The 14811-nt window shown below is 46.7% G+C and carries 19 protein-coding genes; 6 read left to right on the top strand and 13 right to left on the bottom strand.

Annotation, left to right across the window (positions count from 1 at the left end; translation table 11 throughout):
- Positions 1-27: 27 nt before the first annotated feature.
- Positions 28-549, bottom strand: coding sequence for a YceD family protein (locus ACXAGL_RS16495; protein ID WP_027954098.1), 522 nt, complete (start codon positions 547-549; stop codon positions 28-30).
- Positions 550-752: 203 nt separating this feature from the next.
- On the opposite strand from ACXAGL_RS16495, the gene ACXAGL_RS16490 reads away from it, so the two are divergent.
- The gene (locus ACXAGL_RS16490; RefSeq protein ID WP_474971515.1) at positions 753-1976 is read left to right on the top strand and encodes a nucleotidyltransferase; all 1224 of its coding nucleotides are present in this window, start codon (positions 753-755) and stop codon (positions 1974-1976) included.
- Positions 1977-2017: 41 nt separating this feature from the next.
- Here the strand turns inward: ACXAGL_RS16490 and ACXAGL_RS16485 are convergent, their stop codons facing one another.
- A complete protein-coding gene (locus ACXAGL_RS16485) occupies positions 2018-3046 on the bottom strand; it encodes a SepM family pheromone-processing serine protease (RefSeq protein ID WP_474991831.1) in 1029 nt (342 codons plus the stop codon).
- On the bottom strand, positions 3033-3839 hold the full coding sequence (locus tag ACXAGL_RS16480; protein WP_474968412.1) for a patatin-like phospholipase family protein: 807 nt from the start codon (positions 3837-3839) through the stop codon (positions 3033-3035). The genes ACXAGL_RS16485 and ACXAGL_RS16480 overlap by 14 nt, the downstream gene beginning before the upstream one ends.
- A 169-nt stretch (positions 3840-4008) precedes the next feature.
- Between ACXAGL_RS16480 and ylbJ the strand changes: the two genes are divergently transcribed.
- Entirely contained in the window at positions 4009-5178 is a 1170-nt protein-coding gene (ylbJ, locus tag ACXAGL_RS16475) for a sporulation integral membrane protein YlbJ (RefSeq protein ID WP_474968411.1), read from the top strand.
- Positions 5179-5240: 62 nt separating this feature from the next.
- On the opposite strand, the gene coaD is transcribed toward ylbJ, so the two are convergent.
- The 3 genes from coaD to ACXAGL_RS16460 all read right to left on the bottom strand — a co-directional run bounded on the left by coaD (position 5241) and on the right by ACXAGL_RS16460 (position 7926).
- The gene (gene coaD / locus ACXAGL_RS16470; RefSeq protein ID WP_474968410.1) at positions 5241-5717 is read right to left on the bottom strand and encodes a pantetheine-phosphate adenylyltransferase; all 477 of its coding nucleotides are present in this window, start codon (positions 5715-5717) and stop codon (positions 5241-5243) included.
- 12 nt (positions 5718-5729) lie between these two features.
- Positions 5730-6302, bottom strand: coding sequence for a 16S rRNA (guanine(966)-N(2))-methyltransferase RsmD (gene rsmD, locus ACXAGL_RS16465; protein WP_474968409.1), 573 nt, complete (start codon positions 6300-6302; stop codon positions 5730-5732).
- Between the two features lie 256 nt (positions 6303-6558).
- A complete protein-coding gene (locus ACXAGL_RS16460) occupies positions 6559-7926 on the bottom strand; it encodes a hypothetical protein (protein WP_474991830.1) in 1368 nt (455 codons plus the stop codon).
- Positions 7927-8026: 100 nt separating this feature from the next.
- On the opposite strand from ACXAGL_RS16460, the gene ACXAGL_RS16455 reads away from it, so the two are divergent.
- Complete coding sequence (locus ACXAGL_RS16455; protein ID WP_474968407.1) at positions 8027-8416, top strand: DUF7147 family protein; 390 nt, start codon at positions 8027-8029, stop codon at positions 8414-8416.
- Between the two features lie 34 nt (positions 8417-8450).
- Here the strand turns inward: ACXAGL_RS16455 and ACXAGL_RS16450 are convergent, their stop codons facing one another.
- Positions 8451-8729, bottom strand: coding sequence for a YlbG family protein (locus tag ACXAGL_RS16450; protein ID WP_027954088.1), 279 nt, complete (start codon positions 8727-8729; stop codon positions 8451-8453).
- Positions 8730-8833: 104 nt separating this feature from the next.
- On the opposite strand from ACXAGL_RS16450, the gene ACXAGL_RS16445 reads away from it, so the two are divergent.
- Positions 8834-9163: a hypothetical protein gene (locus ACXAGL_RS16445; RefSeq protein WP_474968406.1), complete on the top strand. Its 330-nt coding sequence runs from the start codon at positions 8834-8836 to the stop codon at positions 9161-9163.
- Here the strand turns inward: ACXAGL_RS16445 and ACXAGL_RS16440 are convergent, their stop codons facing one another.
- The 3 genes from ACXAGL_RS16440 to ACXAGL_RS16430 all read right to left on the bottom strand — a co-directional run bounded on the left by ACXAGL_RS16440 (position 9164) and on the right by ACXAGL_RS16430 (position 10613).
- The gene (locus ACXAGL_RS16440; RefSeq protein ID WP_474971519.1) at positions 9164-9607 is read right to left on the bottom strand and encodes a YlbF/YmcA family competence regulator; all 444 of its coding nucleotides are present in this window, start codon (positions 9605-9607) and stop codon (positions 9164-9166) included.
- A gap of 79 nt (positions 9608-9686) precedes the next feature.
- Positions 9687-10055: a spore coat protein YlbD gene (gene ylbD, locus ACXAGL_RS16435; protein WP_474968404.1), complete on the bottom strand. Its 369-nt coding sequence runs from the start codon at positions 10053-10055 to the stop codon at positions 9687-9689.
- 129 nt (positions 10056-10184) lie between these two features.
- Positions 10185-10613: a CBS domain-containing protein gene (locus tag ACXAGL_RS16430; protein WP_027954084.1), complete on the bottom strand. Its 429-nt coding sequence runs from the start codon at positions 10611-10613 to the stop codon at positions 10185-10187.
- A 201-nt stretch (positions 10614-10814) separates the two neighbouring features.
- Here ACXAGL_RS16430 and ACXAGL_RS16425 point away from each other — a divergent pair, with 201 nt between their 5' ends.
- On the top strand, positions 10815-11291 hold the full coding sequence (locus tag ACXAGL_RS16425; protein ID WP_474968403.1) for a YugN family protein: 477 nt from the start codon (positions 10815-10817) through the stop codon (positions 11289-11291).
- Positions 11292-11417: 126 nt separating this feature from the next.
- Entirely contained in the window at positions 11418-12476 is a 1059-nt protein-coding gene (gene ytvI, locus ACXAGL_RS16420) for a sporulation integral membrane protein YtvI (protein ID WP_474968402.1), read from the top strand.
- Between the two features lie 133 nt (positions 12477-12609).
- Here ytvI and ACXAGL_RS16415 read toward each other — a convergent pair whose 3' ends face one another.
- From ACXAGL_RS16415 to ctaG, 3 genes are all read right to left on the bottom strand, one after another.
- Positions 12610-13149, bottom strand: a complete 540-nt coding sequence (locus ACXAGL_RS16415; RefSeq protein WP_474971520.1) for a GNAT family N-acetyltransferase — start codon at positions 13147-13149, stop codon at positions 12610-12612.
- Between the two features lie 136 nt (positions 13150-13285).
- Positions 13286-13741, bottom strand: a complete 456-nt coding sequence (locus ACXAGL_RS16410; RefSeq protein ID WP_474968400.1) for a DUF420 domain-containing protein — start codon at positions 13739-13741, stop codon at positions 13286-13288.
- Between the two features lie 28 nt (positions 13742-13769).
- Positions 13770-14669 (bottom strand): cytochrome c oxidase assembly factor CtaG, encoded by a 900-nt coding sequence (ctaG, locus tag ACXAGL_RS16405; protein WP_474968399.1) that lies wholly within the window; start codon positions 14667-14669, stop codon positions 13770-13772.
- Between the last annotated feature and the right edge of the window lie 142 nt (positions 14670-14811).

Below are 14811 nucleotides of genomic sequence, written 5' to 3'. Positions count from 1 at the left end.
AAGAATCTGAGAACCATGAAGATAGTCTTATTCGTTCTCTTTGTCATTCAATAATGATTGCAGTTTAGCCATTCGAGGATCCACTTTCTTTTCCTCTGGTTCCTCTGTAACCACCTGCCAGCCTTTCCCTTCATCAGGGGCTGCTTCATGAGCCTCATCATCTTCGGAAAATACGCGTGTCGGAATCTCCAGTTGTACATTTTCCTTGATATAAGGCGTTAAGTCAAGCACTTCTCCATTCACGGGATGAACTTCAGAGTCATCTTCTTCTGTATGGTAAGGTGACAGATTGAATGCCTCCAGAGCATCAATGTGAAATGGGTAAGTCACATCTACTAACGTCCGGGCACAAGGCAACACCATTTCTCCATCAATCGAAAAAGTTACCGTTATATCATTTCCTCGTGTGATTGCTTGACCTTTGACATGAACAGGGGAAATCCTGCGAATGTCATTGTTCATCTGCTCTAATTCGCGAATATCTACATGTTCCTCAAAGTAAAACGGATCATCACCCGTCTGTTTGAGTTTTTGTAGAGGAAATTTCATAGTTATCACCTCATGGCAACAAGAGTTATTGTAAAAGGATTTCGCTGATTTGTCAATATTTTTTCTTTACAGCATTTCCTTTCAGCTGTGTTGTTTAATAAAGATAACATATTTACAGGGAAACAAGCGAATTTTCCCCTATTCCATGATAAAATAAACCAAACACATGTTCAACAGCGGAAATCAGCTAAAGGAGGCTTTTTATGAGATCATGCGGGGTTGTTGTCGAGTACAACCCGTTTCATAACGGGCATTACTATCATTTGGAGCAATCCAGGGAGCACTCCGGGGCGGATGTGATGATCGCCATTATGAGCGGTCATTTTCTGCAGCGCGGAGAACCAGCCATAATGGATAAATGGCACCGGGCGGAAACAGCCTTGAAAAACGGGGCGGATCTTGTTCTTGAACTGCCGTTCCTTTATGCCGTCCAGCACAGCGACTATTTCAGCCAGGGAGCTGTTCAGACACTCGCAGAAGCCGGGGTCGACGCGATATGTTTCGGAAGTGAAAGCGGGGATATCGGTGCCTTCATGGACGCATACAGCCATATGAATGACCACCAGGATGAATTTAACGCATCCTTGAAAAGTCACCTGAACGAAGGACATTCTTTCCCTGAATCCTCCCGCCTGGCCTATGAGTCCATCCAGTTCCCTTCAGGAGCGGTCGATCTTTCCCAGCCCAATAACATCCTGGGCTACAGCTATGTCAAACAGATCCTGTCCCATGCTCCTTCTGTCACTCCTTTAACCATTCACAGGAAGAACAGCCATTATCATGATGAAAACATCACCGGTCCGATTGCAAGCGCTACAAGCATCCGGAGGCAGATGCTTAAGGCCGGAACTTTGACCAAGGAAACGGAAGAGACCCTGCCGTCGTCCGTCCCGTCCCTTCTGGATGATTATAAACAGATGTACGGCTGCTGGCATGAGTGGGAAGCTTATTTCCACCTGCTCCAATATAAGATCCTGACGATGGATGAAGACACACTCCGCTGTTTCCACGGCGTAGATGAGGGGCTTGAATACCGCTTAAAACGAGCGATGAAAAAAGCAGTCACCTTCGAGGACTTCATGAACCGTGTCAAAACGAAACGCTATACGTGGACGAGACTTCAGCGGACAATGACCCATGTGCTCGTCGGGACAGACAAAGAGGACGCACGAAGGGGCTTAAGAGAGACGCCCCCTCCCTATGCCCGCATCCTTGGTATGAACGAGTCCGGAAGAAAATATTTGAAATGGGCGAAAAAAGAAACACGCATTCCGTTCATCACCCAGCCACAGGCGATGCAGCATCCGCTTCTTGACCTTGAAGCACGTGCGGCCGCTGCCTATTACAGCCTCTTCCCAGCCGCTGTGCGGGTAAACCGGCTGAATAGAGAATTTGAGGCGCCTGTCATTCTGCCATCTCACCCTTAAAAAAAGCCGTGCCCCTTCCAGGGCACGGCTTTTTATGACAGTCAGCTTTGATCAGCATTCCGTTTTTCTAAATATTCCAGAGCATCCTGGAAAGTGTCGACAGGGACGATTTCCATTTCTGTATCGATTTCTTCTGCTGCCGCTTTGGCGGTTTCATAGTTCGATCCTTCTCTTCCTTCTTCATTAGGGGCAAAGAAAACATCGGCTCCATGTTCTGAGGCTGCCACGACTTTCTTATCAATGCCTCCGATGCGTCCGACGATTCCTTCGTAATTGATTTCCCCTGTTCCAGCGATCTCAAGTCCTTGAGTAATATCCTGTTCTGTCAATTGATCATAGATTTCAAGCGAGAACATCAATCCAGCGCTCGGCCCGCCGATTTCCCCGCTTTTCACATTTACTTCAGGATCTACTTTGACCGTCCTGTCGGTTACAAGCGAAATCCCTACTCCTACTTTTTCCGGCGTATCAGGAAAAGGAGCCAGTTCGATGTCACGCTCCAAGGTTTTTTCTTCACGGATGAGCGTCAAGGTAACCTTTGATCCAGCTTCTTTACCATTCACATAGTCAATAAGGTCACTCGTCTCCTGAATGTCATTGCCATCCACTTTTGTAATTTGATCTCCGGTCTCCAGTACTTCCTCCGCCGGCATCCCTTCAATTACACTCATCACGAAAACACCTTCGTAATTGATTTCAATATCCCTGTCTGCCGCCTGGTAAGCGACCACTTTAGATGCCTCTTGAGAGGATTCCATCATCTGCAGCTGTGCATGGTAATACTCTTCTTCACTTACCCCTTCCGGACGGATGTCTTCGATCGGGTAAATTTGATGAAATGGCTGAAACTGGGCAAGCAGCCAGAGAACCGGCGTCGCTTGTCCACCCCGGACCGTTACGAGGTGCATGTCCCCTTCACTCGGGTAGCCTCCCGCCACTTCTACAATGTCGTCCAGTGCATCCGCAGTCCCTGGTTTGTATATGTAATAAGGCAGACGCCATGAGGTTAACAGGACCGTCACTAAAATAACGATAATCCCTGTAATAACCAGTTTTCTATTCGCTCTCATAATCATTTAACTCCTTCCACGCCGCAAGCTTTCTCTTGATTTCCTCTATCCGATCCTCCGCCGCCTTTTCACCTGCCTTCACGATTTCCTCAAGGTTCGTAAACGCTCGTGAACTGTAGGCCGCTACATCAGGCTTGATCATCACATCTGCATCAGAGGACACCCCGATGGCGTTGACGAGTTCATCCTGCATAATATCGATACTTTGGGTGATCACATCATAAATAGAATGAATGTTGGGGTCGGAATCAAAATGGGCACAATCCACGGCAATAATGAAATCAGCACCCATCTGTTTGGCAACAGAAACAGGAACACGGTCAATCACACCACCGTCTACATACAGTCGGTTATTGATTTTCTCAGGCACAAAGATTCCCGGTATAGCGATACTTGCCCGGACAGCATCACAAGCAGGTCCTGTCGTGAATATCTTTTTTTCTCCGGCATACAGATCTGTAGCTACAATCGAAAGAGGGATTTTAAAATCCTCGATATTGTTACCAAACGTAAACAGCCGGATATATTCTTTAATCCTGCGCCCCTGTACAAAGCCCATCTTAGGCACAGTAAAATCAAGGTAATATTTACGTTTAAAGGTTAAGGCCAGTTTATACATATCATCAATGCTCTGTCCGGCAGCAAAAAAAGAGCCGACGAGAGCTCCCATACTGCTGCCTGCCACCATATCCACAGGAATATCATGATCATGAAGGACTTTAATAACACCCAGGTGAGCGAACCCACGCGCTCCCCCTGAACCAAGCGCAAGGCCGATAACAGGTCTATTCACGGATACTCCCCCTTCATCATGTGGTTTATTTTATGGAATAAACCATTCCCTTATGAGCGTACAAATGATATAGGGACAAGTGGTAACTTTGTCGAAATCTATCACCATTTTACTATTTCCACAATCATAAGTACAGGAAACTGCGGGCGGAAAGGAGGGGGCCTTACCTGTGATAAAAACCATCACTTTCGCTGTATTTGCAGTCGGACTGGCTGCATCTTTAATTTTATTCCCTACTCCCGTTTTAACCGCGAGCTTGAGAGGCCTTGATCTTTGGTGGGAAGTCGTTTTCCCATCCCTTCTTCCTTTTTTCATCACCGCTGAGCTTTTGATCGGGTTCGGTGTCGTCCACGGCCTCGGTGCTGTCAGTGAGCGGATCATGCGTCCGCTGTTCAATGTCCCCGGCTGCGGAGGGTTTGTGTGGGTCATGGGAATGGCCAGCGGATATCCAGCAGGAGCCAGGTGGACAACTGACCTCTACAAAAACGGACAGGTCACAAGAACCGAGGCGGAAAGGCTCGTAGCTTTCACGAACGCCTCCAGCCCTCTATTTATTTTCGGGGCCGTAGCGGTCGGCTTTTTCCACGATGCAGGACTCGGAATTTTAATTGCTGCAGCCCATTACGGCGGCAACTTTATCATTGGTATCCTGATGAGGTTTTATAAAAGAAAGGACCGGACACAAAGGAGGGATCACACCTCCTCTTCTCTCAAAGAGGCCTTCTGGACGATGCACCACTCCAGATTAAGGGACGGCCGGACGCTCGGAAAACTGCTGGGGGATGCAGTGACCAAATCTGTGGATACCCTGCTGATGGTGGGCGGCTTCATCATGCTGTTTTCCGTACTGACCGAATTATTGAAGCAGACGGGGCTCATCCACCTGTTCACCCATTTCCTGGCCCTCACCGCACTCCCGGAAGGGTTTCATGTCCCTTTAACTGCAGGGATGCTTGAACTGACGACAGGGATCGGTGCTGTCACTCAGTCCCATGAATCACTCCCGGCTCAGCTGGCGGCTGTCAGTTTCATCCTCGGATTTCACGGCTTTTCTATACAAGCCCAGATTGCAAGCATTCTGGCAGAGACGGATATACGTTTCCTTCCCTACGCTCTCGCCAGGTGCGCGCACGCCGTCATTGCTGCCTGTCTGACGTACCTGATGTACGTTTTGTATCAGCCTTTTCAGACATCGACCATTCCAAGCTGGAACCCTGCCCGTTCTGATCCGTTTTCCATCCTTGCATTTTTCCAACAGTACGGACCACCGCTGACATTGAGTGCCATCCTGCTGATGATTATCATCCGCTGGCGGACCCAGGCAGTAAAAAATCATTAAATAGAAAGGCTGCCGAGCATCAGCTCGACAGCCTTTATCCGTATATTTATTATACCTTTTGATTAAAATTTTTCAGAAAGTGCTTTTTCCACGGGTGGTGGCACAAGATCACCGATGTTGGCCCGGTATTTCGCTACTTCCTTCACAATGCTTGAACTCAGGAAAGAATACTGATTATTCGTCATAACAAAAAACGTCTCAATATCATCGTTCAGTTTTCTGTTCATGGACGTAATCTGCATTTCATATTCAAAGTCACTAACCGCTCTTAATCCACGGATAATAGCCTGGGCGCCCTTTTCTTCTGCGTAATCCATTAAAAGACCATTGCATGCATCCACAGAAACGTTATCAAGATCTTTAGTCACTTCTTTTAAAAGGGCTGTTCTTTCATGCACATCAAACAGCGGGGATTTACTCTGGTTATTAAACACCGCCACAATGACGTGGTCAAATACTTTCGCTCCCCTGCGGATGATATCCAGATGTCCATATGTAACGGGATCAAAACTTCCCGGGCAGATTGCCAGCCGTGTCATACGTTTCACTCCTCATTCAAAAATAGATACACCGATATTACTGCCATAATGATCGGTTTTCACCCGTTTAAACGGACCCACCTGCTCGGGGATTTTTTCCGAAGCATCATGCTCGCAGATAATTCTCGCTCCTTCAGCAGCAAGATCATGTTCTAAAAGCGCTTCCATCAGCTCCTCATAGGAAAACTTCTTATAAGGAGGATCCAGGAAGATGTAGTCAAACTGAAGCCCGCGTTTCCCCGCTGCTTTCATGGCCCGGTACGCATCCGTACGGAAAACCTCGGTGCGGTCCTCCAGCTTCAGCAGTTCAATGTTTTCATATACGGTTTTGACCGCCTGATGCTGCTGGTCAACAAATACACAGGAACCTACACCCCGGCTGAGTGCTTCGATTCCGAGACCTCCGCTTCCAGCAAAAAGATCGAGAGCCCTGCCTCCATCAAAAAAAGGGCCGATCCCGTGGAACACAGCTTCTTTCACTTTATCTGTCGTTGGACGTGTTTTATGTGTAGGGACAGACTTCAACGGTCTTCCCTTAAAATCGCCTGCAATCACTCGCATCCAGTACACCTCACTTGTCAGCATTCCCCATAATCCTACCACAAATCCGAACAACCAGGGAAGTCCAACCCTGTGATGACGGAGCAAGAAAAAATTTCACCCATCGTGAATAAAAGAAAAGACCTCCGTCCATACTAGTTTTTGAAGCGGATGATACTGCTTCTGAAAACGGAGAAGGCTTACATCCCCATAAGCTCTTCCTCCGGTTTCTCCTCTCCCTTTACTTTTTTGTTTCATTTCGCATGATACAAAAAAGCGGGGCTGTCCTTTATGGACAGCCCTATTTTTTTTGGAAAGTAATCATGCCTTCATCCTTTACCACCTGGATATCGAGGAGGTTCTCCAGCTCTTCCTCTTTCATGTACACAACCCCTCCCAGGGACTTGACTACTTCCTCTCCCGTGCCGAAGCCCTCTTCATTCACGATAAAGGAATCCTGATCCACGAAAAAACGAAAATGGTTATCATCTGTCTGTATTCGATACCCCTTTCCGTTTTCAAGGGTGCTCCATGAAAAACCGGATGCTTTTAAAATGGAAGCCAGTGGATAGTACCAGGCCTGCTTGTACCGGACCGCCCTGCCCTCCAGACGGGCTCGTTGGAATTGGAGAGCCTGATCCACGGTGAAAAAGAAGGGAACATCCTTATTGACTCCTGCTCTTTGGAAGTAATGAGTCGTCCCTTCTGTTATTTCCGAAAGCGTGTCGTCAAGGAAAACCGGAACATTCTCCACCTGATCTTCAGATAGGAGCACTTCTTTCCAGGACTGGAGCTCCTGCGTCGACAAGCCTGACTTTATCTGTTCTCCAGCTTTTGTCAATGGAGGGTCAGAACGATACACGTCCTGGATAACCTGTTTGTGAAAATCAGATAATCCGTCAGCCAATGATTGAAGGTGGGCAGTGAGAATTTCTCCTTCAAGCTTCTCCACCTCTCTGTCTTTCCGTGTCACGAGAGATTCCGCAATACTTGAATGGCTGCGGTCCAGCTCAACAATCCTCCCGATCTGCCCTTCCAGCGCCCGACGGAGGTCTGCTTTTTGTTCATAGGTAAGGGGCTCATCCTTTTCATAGATGACCGTATTATGTTCAACGTCCCATACATCCTGCTGTGTTTGATCAGCAGCGAATAAAGGAAAGGGCTCTTCCGCCACCTGGAAGCGGTAATAATGGACATGTTCCATAGCGATGCTGCTCTCCAGCTTCACAGGAGCCGTCCATATCAAAGCTTCCTTTGAGAAGTCCTTTACAGTCAAGGTGAAAGGAATATCCTGGTATTCACCATCCTTGTGGAGTTTCAAAAGCCATGACTGATCGACAAAACCCTCTTCAAAAGGCTGTTGATAGTGAACAGTCACAGGGGCCCCGCCCTCGTAGTTCAACTGCTGATGGTCCATCCAGCAGGAACGGCCGTTTTCATAAGAACAGGACAGCTCCCCGGCCTTCACCGGTAATTCAACTTTGTAAATGCCCGGCGCCAGGTTGTGAAACGTATAAGAAATGTGGAGCGTGCTCCTTTCCACATGGACGCCCACCTCTCCTGACTCCTCTGGCTCTTCCCCCTTCTTCTCTAACCCGCTCCATGGGTATAATAAGACCAACATGCCGCCGATCAAAATGATGGAGGCCATCCTAACAAAGAACTTCATAGGGCAACCCACCTGCTGCTTCTAGTATATTTATCGTTCACATTTAGAAAAAAACATGCTACGTTTAGTTTAATGGATACGAGAAAGGACGTACATGCTCATGATACAAAAATTTATTGAACTCGGCGAAGGCTACGCCGATATTTATGAACTGATTGAAATGGGGGAGCGGATGCCTGATCGCATTCAGCATGCCATCGCCTTTTACTGCGAGAAAGAAGGAAGACCTTCCGCTTCCCTCGCATTGGTCATGAACCCGACGGCAAACGGGAAATTCCAGCCGATTTACATATGTCGTGAAGGAATCCCTAATCCGCATGAGATTCCGAATCAGCGGTTCGAGCTCTTTCAAAAGATGGTGAAGCAGGCGGATAAGGAAGTTCATGAGTTTACCATCAAACCTTCCTCCCTGTTTCCGGAAACGGAATTATATTATCAGCATTTGATCGGGATTTTACGGATGAACCGGTACATTGCTCCATTAAGCTGAAAAAAGCGCCCCGGAGGGCGCTTTTTTTGTGGAATCATATTCCCATTTTATAATCATACTGCTTCGCTTTATCAGGCTTGGAATTTTCATAATCCGTGCGCACTTCCGGTTTATGCGAAGGGACAACACGGGAAACGAAAGGTAACCGCTCCAGTTTTTCCATCTTGAATTCAACATCCTCTTGATTCACATAAAGTAACGCATACTTCATCTTTTTGGAGGCGTAGATCAAGTGACCGTGTTTTTTTATCTGTCTAATATTTTTCATATGCTGAAAATATACGATAAGACCTTGCCGGTTTGTTTTGTTCATACCATCCCTCGACTCCCTGTGGAACGTTGATTTCTAACGTAAGTGTACCAAATCCTCAGGACGGGGGCAATGAAATCAGACAATTTCAGAAAGGAGTGTCCTGGATGTGGACTGACCACGAAAGAGCCGTGCAGCTGTTTGAAAAGCTGCTGAATGAATCCGATCTCCTATTAAAAGCAGAGTTCAAATCGTTTACAGGTCTTCCTTTTGTCTATGTGTATCCAAAAGAGAACACCTCACAAAAGGAGATGGAAGAACAATTAAAATGGTGTGCGGCGAAAGCGATGAAAGGAAAACGCCTGAGCCTTGCGATGAATTATGTACGCAGGACTCAGACGTTTTATGTTTACCGTGTGCGGTTTCTCGTCCCGCAGAGAAAAATGTTCTGCTGCGGCAATTTCTGTGACGACTGCATCCGTTTTACGAACCCGTAATCAGGAAGCACACCCGCAGCTTCCCCCACTGCCACAGCCGCCGCTGCAGCCTGTGTCTGTCAGGGCCATGCCGTTCTTAGGCACTTTGATCTGCTGACTCACACTGAAGGCAACACTCTCACTGATTTCATCGAGCAGTTTTTGGATATTCCGTTCTGCCCGCTTGAACCGGGCCACCGTTTCATGCATGTCCATCTCGCGTTTTACGGTGCGGACCTGCTTCATGATGGAGTTATAATCAGGGTGGTAGCGTCCAAATCGCTGCACATCCTCATAATGATCTTTCATATCTGCAAAGCTTTTAATGAGTCTCTGCGCCTCTTTATCTTGTTCAAGAGCAAATTTTGCCTCCTGATATTGCTGCATCGTTTCAGAATGTAGAACCATCTGGCCAATCGTTTCTGAACGGTCCAAAAGATCGACAATTTCCATTGTTGCTAACATACTGTATGTCCACCTCCCTCTCTATCTTATCAAATAGAAAAGCAGATGGAAATGAGAGAAACTTTCCACCTGCAAGAAATTAATAATACGGATATTCAAATTCCTGCTCATCTTTTTGGCGTGTTTTTCTTACATCCGTCATAAACTGCTGAAACTGCCCGATCGCTCCATTCAATTCCTCTATCTGCTTCGAGACCTCTTCCCAGTTCAAATCTTCCATAAGGACACCCAGTTGTTTCAGCCAATCCATCTTCTTTGTCGTATCAATTTTCTTCTCCGCCTCAGGCAGACTTTCCCAAAAAGGGTCATCCTCACCGAGGATCATAAACTTTTCATAATAGCTTTGAATAAGCTTATGATCTTTTCTCAATTGATTTTTGACGCCGGGGTGTTGATCGACAAATGCTTTGAACTGCTGGACAGATGGATGCAGTTCCCCTGTACTCATCCTCATCCCACCTCACACTTAAAAACTAACAGTATAGCCTATGCATCATGGAGGCAGGCGTTCATCTAAACGGAAAATCCCCTTCATGGATGAAATAAAAAAAGCCTGCGGCAGGCAGGCTTTCCATTATTAATGAAGTTCAGGCCGTTCTGAAATATCCTGCAGCGCCACACCTGCTGCATGATCAGACATCTCATCTGTGGACAGGTCACCAAGGGAGATGATTCCGGCCAGACGTCCGTTTTCAACAACAGGCAGGCGGCGGACCTGGTGTTGAGCCATGATACGGCTCGCTTCTTCCAGGGAACAATCCGGTGCGCAGTTGTACATCCGGTCACTCATCACCTGCTGAATTGGTGTTGAATCCGGTTTTTTATCCGCATAGCCGCGGATAACCAAGTCACGGTCTGTGACCATACCCATCACATTGCCTTGATCGTCGCAGACAGGAACAGCCCCGACGTTTTTGTCTTTCATCAGCTTGGCTGCATCACTTAGTTGGTCACTCGTCTGACAAACGGAAACATCCTTCGTCATGATATCTTTTACAGTTTTCATACAAAGATCCTCCTCATTGATCATGATCACTGTTTAGTGTCCCCGATCGACCGAATTTATTACATGCAGCCTCTGTCTATTTATAGTATAATGATGAGGAAACTGCTGACACGCCCTGGTGTTTCTGCCAGGAATTGCAACCTGGGTCATTTCATACTAAAATGAAGGAAGATACATACCAAATAGGTGAGGTGGAAAGTAATGAAATTAGAAGGCACTGGTCTTGAAGGTCTTGTGGTCGATTACAAACCATTGACTGAAATCATGGAGAAAAACGGATTTATCCTGGGCGGTTCCTGGGATTATGAACGTGTTACATATGATTACAAACTAATGGCTCCTGAGAAAAACATTACCCACTACGTCCGGATTCAAGGGTTTGCCCTTGAAGGAGACGTTGATAAAGGAGATGCGGTGATCCGTCTGATGAAGCCGCTGCTCGGCCGTCATTACTACCCTCACGGTGTAGAATACGGGCATCAGGAAGGTTTCTCAGATGACATGATCCAAAAAGCCAAAGCACTGATTGCCAAAGTAGCTGAACCTGCGAAAAAATACCACAGCCAGGTACCGGAGCACGTTGTCCTGGACAAGCTGAAAAAATGGGCACAGGAAAACGAAAACGACGAAGTCCTGCAAAAAGTGGAAGAGCTTTCAAACGACCCGGACCGCCGCTGAGGTTCACCCAATAAGTGATTTCTTTAGTCGCACATCATTGTATGGTGAGCGGCTTTTTTTAAAACCGGAATCCCCCGGATAAGAAAATCACTTGATTTTAATGGGGAAAGGAGAAAATTACATAAATTGTTACGCTATCTTTCAAAAAAACAATGGATTCTACTTATACTTTCCATCCTGCTCATCGTGGCAGGTTACTTCATCCTGCCTGTGTCCATTCCCTTGATCCTTGCGTTTGTGACGGCCCTGTTTTTAAACCCAGCCGTACGTCTGATGCAGTTCCGGTTCCGGATCAACAGAAAAATGTCGGTGACGATTGTCTTTCTGCTGTTTCTCATTCTACTCGGACTGCTTGGAGCTTTTGCTGTCACAAGAGCTGTCACGCAGGTGGTCCAGCTGGCAGATAACGCACCGTTATACATTAATCAAATAAACAATGTGCTGTTAGACTGGGAAAAACACATGGCCAGCTTCACTCAAAATATGCCGAAGGAATTCGTCGATAAAGTGACCAATGAAATATACAACACCGTCGACCGGACCACTACGGCCATTTCAGAAAGGCTGCAGCTGGGCAACATTGCAGCTGCAGCAGCAAAAATCCCGGAACTGCTTGTCAGCTTCCTCGTTTACTTGATTGCGTTGTTTCTGTTCATGCTTGAACTTCCGCGTCTGCGTGAAAAGATGCATGACTCTTTTACTGAAGCCACATCTGAAAAAGTGAAGTTCATGAACGCCCGTCTCGGGTATGTCGTTTTTGGCTTTTTAAAGGCACAGTTTCTTGTAAGTATCATTATTTTTGTCGTCTCCCTTATTGGACTGCTCTGGATTACGCCGGAGGTGGCCGTCATCATGTCGCTGATTATATGGGCGATTGATTTTGTCCCGATAATTGGTTCCATAGTTATTCTCGGTCCATGGTCCGTGTACATGTTCATTGTCGGGGATATTGCCATGGGAACACAGCTGGGTGTCCTGGCTGTAATCCTGCTTGCCATACGAAGGACTGTAGAGCCAAAGGTGATGGGACGACACATCGGGTTATCTCCGCTGGCTACATTGATTGCTATGTATCTTGGGCTGCAGCTGATCGGTCTGCTTGGATTCATCCTTGGACCGCTCGTGGTTATTGCCTTTAACTCAGCCAAAGAAGCCGGCATTATCAAATGGAACTATAAACTTTAACATCAATGACATCTGTATGTAGATCACACCCTCTCCAAAGGCAGCCGCGAGAAACCAAACAGAACACTTCCTTACGGGGGTACTTTTTATACAAACAAAAAACCTGAAGCTGTGCTTCAGGTTTTTTGCTGCTTTATTTAGCCTTATATGAATTCTGTTTATGGTCATTTCTCGCTTTTTCCTTCTTGAAGACCAGAATGTCCTGGCTTCTTCCTGTATGAGAAAAACCATTATTGATCAAAACTTTTTGTGACGGAATATTTCCTTTATCACACTGAGCCTCAATGCCTTCCACCCCCGGCTGGGTGAATGCCCAACGGCACAACTCGCCGACGGCTTCGGAAGCATAGCCTGCATTCCTCTCCGAGGCAACGACATGATAGCCGATTTCGATGTTCCCATCCTCATCAGGGCTCCCTTTAAAGCCGATATCTCCAACGACATGTTCCCCTGCGGCATCCATCATCACCCAGGGACCAAACCCCATTTCTTCTGCACGCTCCTCCAATCGTTCCGTATAAATAGGCAGCATAGCTTTCAAGCCGTCATGAGGCCAGTTTTTGTTCCAGGGGAGCTGGTATTGATAATAAAAAGCCAATGAATTCTTCATTAAGGTTTGAGCCAGATCAAGGGTGATCGGAAAAATCCGCAGCCTTCCTGTATTGATTTCCACTTTTATCCATCCCTTTCATTATGTAGGCAGATTATGTCCATCGGTTCTCCTATTCCTTTTATCCCCGTGGTTTAAACAATAAAAACACTTCTTTCAAAATAAAAACAACGGACCGTACGTACGGTCCGTTGTTTCCTCACCCTCCAAGTATAGCCTTGATCATACTTGTGGTCGTTCCACCATCATAGATGATATATAAGAGCAGGTAGACGGCTACTCCGGTAACCGCTGTACAGAACCAGATCACGCTTGTCACGGGCCCCACACGCCGGTGCCTGCTGATCTTCCGTTTAAAAGCAAGGACGAGTGTAACAATTCCAAAAACCGCCCCCACCGTTGCCAGGAAGATGTGGAAAATTAAAAAGATGGTATAAAAAATTTTAATGTCGTCCGGACCGCCAAAGCTTGTGTTTCCTACAACAATGGTCCGGCTTACGTAAATAATGAAAAATGTCAGGGCACTGACAGCGGCCGCTATCATCACTTTCCTGTGCGGCTCCCTTCTTTCCTTTACGATCAACACCCAGCCGACTGCAACTAAAACAGCGCTCAAAACGATGAAAAATGTACTCAACGTCGGCAGCAAAGGCATACCTTCACCTCTCCTCAATCAAATCTCTCTATGTTTCCGACGACAGCTCACCAGGAAGCGGATCAATGGTATCACGCTCACGGTTGAACCAGCTGAAGAAAATATAGGCGATGACGGAACCGAATATGATTTCCTGTGTCACCTTCATAATGATGCCACCCAGCTGCTGATCTTCAATAAGCGGCATCGGAGTGAAATAAGCCGGACCGCTTAAGCTTGCAGATAAGTCCGACAGCACGTTAACGGGTACGCACAGACTCATGGCCTGCAGCCAGGCGCCTGCTTCTGAATAGGTCGCATACAGCGGGGACCCTGCAAAAATAATCAATCCACACGCAGGTGTAATCAGTACCCCATTCGCAAATATGAACCCGATTTTCATAATGGGACTAAGAGCATCCATACTTTCGAGAGGTGGAAATATGGAAATCCACATACAAAAGGCAGTAATCAAAATGACCGTAGTAATCACCGCATGGGCGGTTTCACTGGATTTGGCGTAGTCAAAAATAACCGGCATATGGTAAAGCGAAAACAACCCATTAAACAAAATCAAAGATAGGAGCGGCTTCGTTAACAGCTTCATCACTGGACGTACAACGTTCTGTTTGAACAGCCATTCCCATATCCACGCGGGAATCCCACGGATGATAAGGATCGGAAACAAAAGGTAATACAAAGCCATCTGCGTCATATGGGCCGTAAACATGATGTGCCCCAGTAAATCAACAGGAGATCCTTTTACGATATACAAGAGCACAAGGCCTGTATAAAACATAAACTGCCGGGCTGGATTGGGCCTCTCCTCCCCCTTTTTCCTGCCGGGGCCTGTGATGTAGAAATAGACCAGAGCCAGTCCGAGGACAAACAGAAAGTAAAAAGGACTCCATAACGCCCGAAACCCGAATATTTGTAGTTCCAACCACATTGGTGTCTCACCTCAGATTGTAGACTTATACGTTTTCATTTTACCTAATTTAACTATAAAAAACGAGCCTTCCAGGCAGAATTTTACGATTGTTCATAATTTAGCCATAACTGTTGATAGACGCAAAAAGACCGGATATCCG

The organism is Halobacillus sp. ABA4_118 (assembly GCF_056160205.1).
This window is presented reverse-complemented; position numbering and strand designations above follow the sequence as displayed.

Coding starts and splice junctions, on each gene's coding strand:
- ACXAGL_RS16495 (WP_027954098.1), bottom strand. CDS start 549: ATGAAATTTCCTCTACAAAAACTCAAACAGACGGGTGATGATCCGTTT.
- ACXAGL_RS16490 (WP_474971515.1), top strand. CDS start 753: ATGAGATCATGCGGGGTTGTTGTCGAGTACAACCCGTTTCATAACGGG.
- ACXAGL_RS16485 (WP_474991831.1), bottom strand. CDS start 3,046: ATGAGAGCGAATAGAAAACTGGTTATTACAGGGATTATCGTTATTTTA.
- coaD (WP_474968410.1), bottom strand. CDS start 5,717: ATGACACGGCTGGCAATCTGCCCGGGAAGTTTTGATCCCGTTACATAT.
- rsmD (WP_474968409.1), bottom strand. CDS start 6,302: ATGCTGACAAGTGAGGTGTACTGGATGCGAGTGATTGCAGGCGATTTT.
- ACXAGL_RS16460 (WP_474991830.1), bottom strand. CDS start 7,926: ATGAAGTTCTTTGTTAGGATGGCCTCCATCATTTTGATCGGCGGCATG.
- ACXAGL_RS16455 (WP_474968407.1), top strand. CDS start 8,027: ATGATACAAAAATTTATTGAACTCGGCGAAGGCTACGCCGATATTTAT.
- ACXAGL_RS16450 (WP_027954088.1), bottom strand. CDS start 8,729: ATGAACAAAACAAACCGGCAAGGTCTTATCGTATATTTTCAGCATATG.
- ACXAGL_RS16445 (WP_474968406.1), top strand. CDS start 8,834: ATGTGGACTGACCACGAAAGAGCCGTGCAGCTGTTTGAAAAGCTGCTG.
- ACXAGL_RS16440 (WP_474971519.1), bottom strand. CDS start 9,607: ATGTTAGCAACAATGGAAATTGTCGATCTTTTGGACCGTTCAGAAACG.
- ylbD (WP_474968404.1), bottom strand. CDS start 10,055: ATGAGTACAGGGGAACTGCATCCATCTGTCCAGCAGTTCAAAGCATTT.
- ACXAGL_RS16430 (WP_027954084.1), bottom strand. CDS start 10,613: ATGAAAACTGTAAAAGATATCATGACGAAGGATGTTTCCGTTTGTCAG.
- ACXAGL_RS16425 (WP_474968403.1), top strand. CDS start 10,815: ATGAAATTAGAAGGCACTGGTCTTGAAGGTCTTGTGGTCGATTACAAA.
- ACXAGL_RS16410 (WP_474968400.1), bottom strand. CDS start 13,741: ATGCCTTTGCTGCCGACGTTGAGTACATTTTTCATCGTTTTGAGCGCT.
- ctaG (WP_474968399.1), bottom strand. CDS start 14,669: ATGTGGTTGGAACTACAAATATTCGGGTTTCGGGCGTTATGGAGTCCT.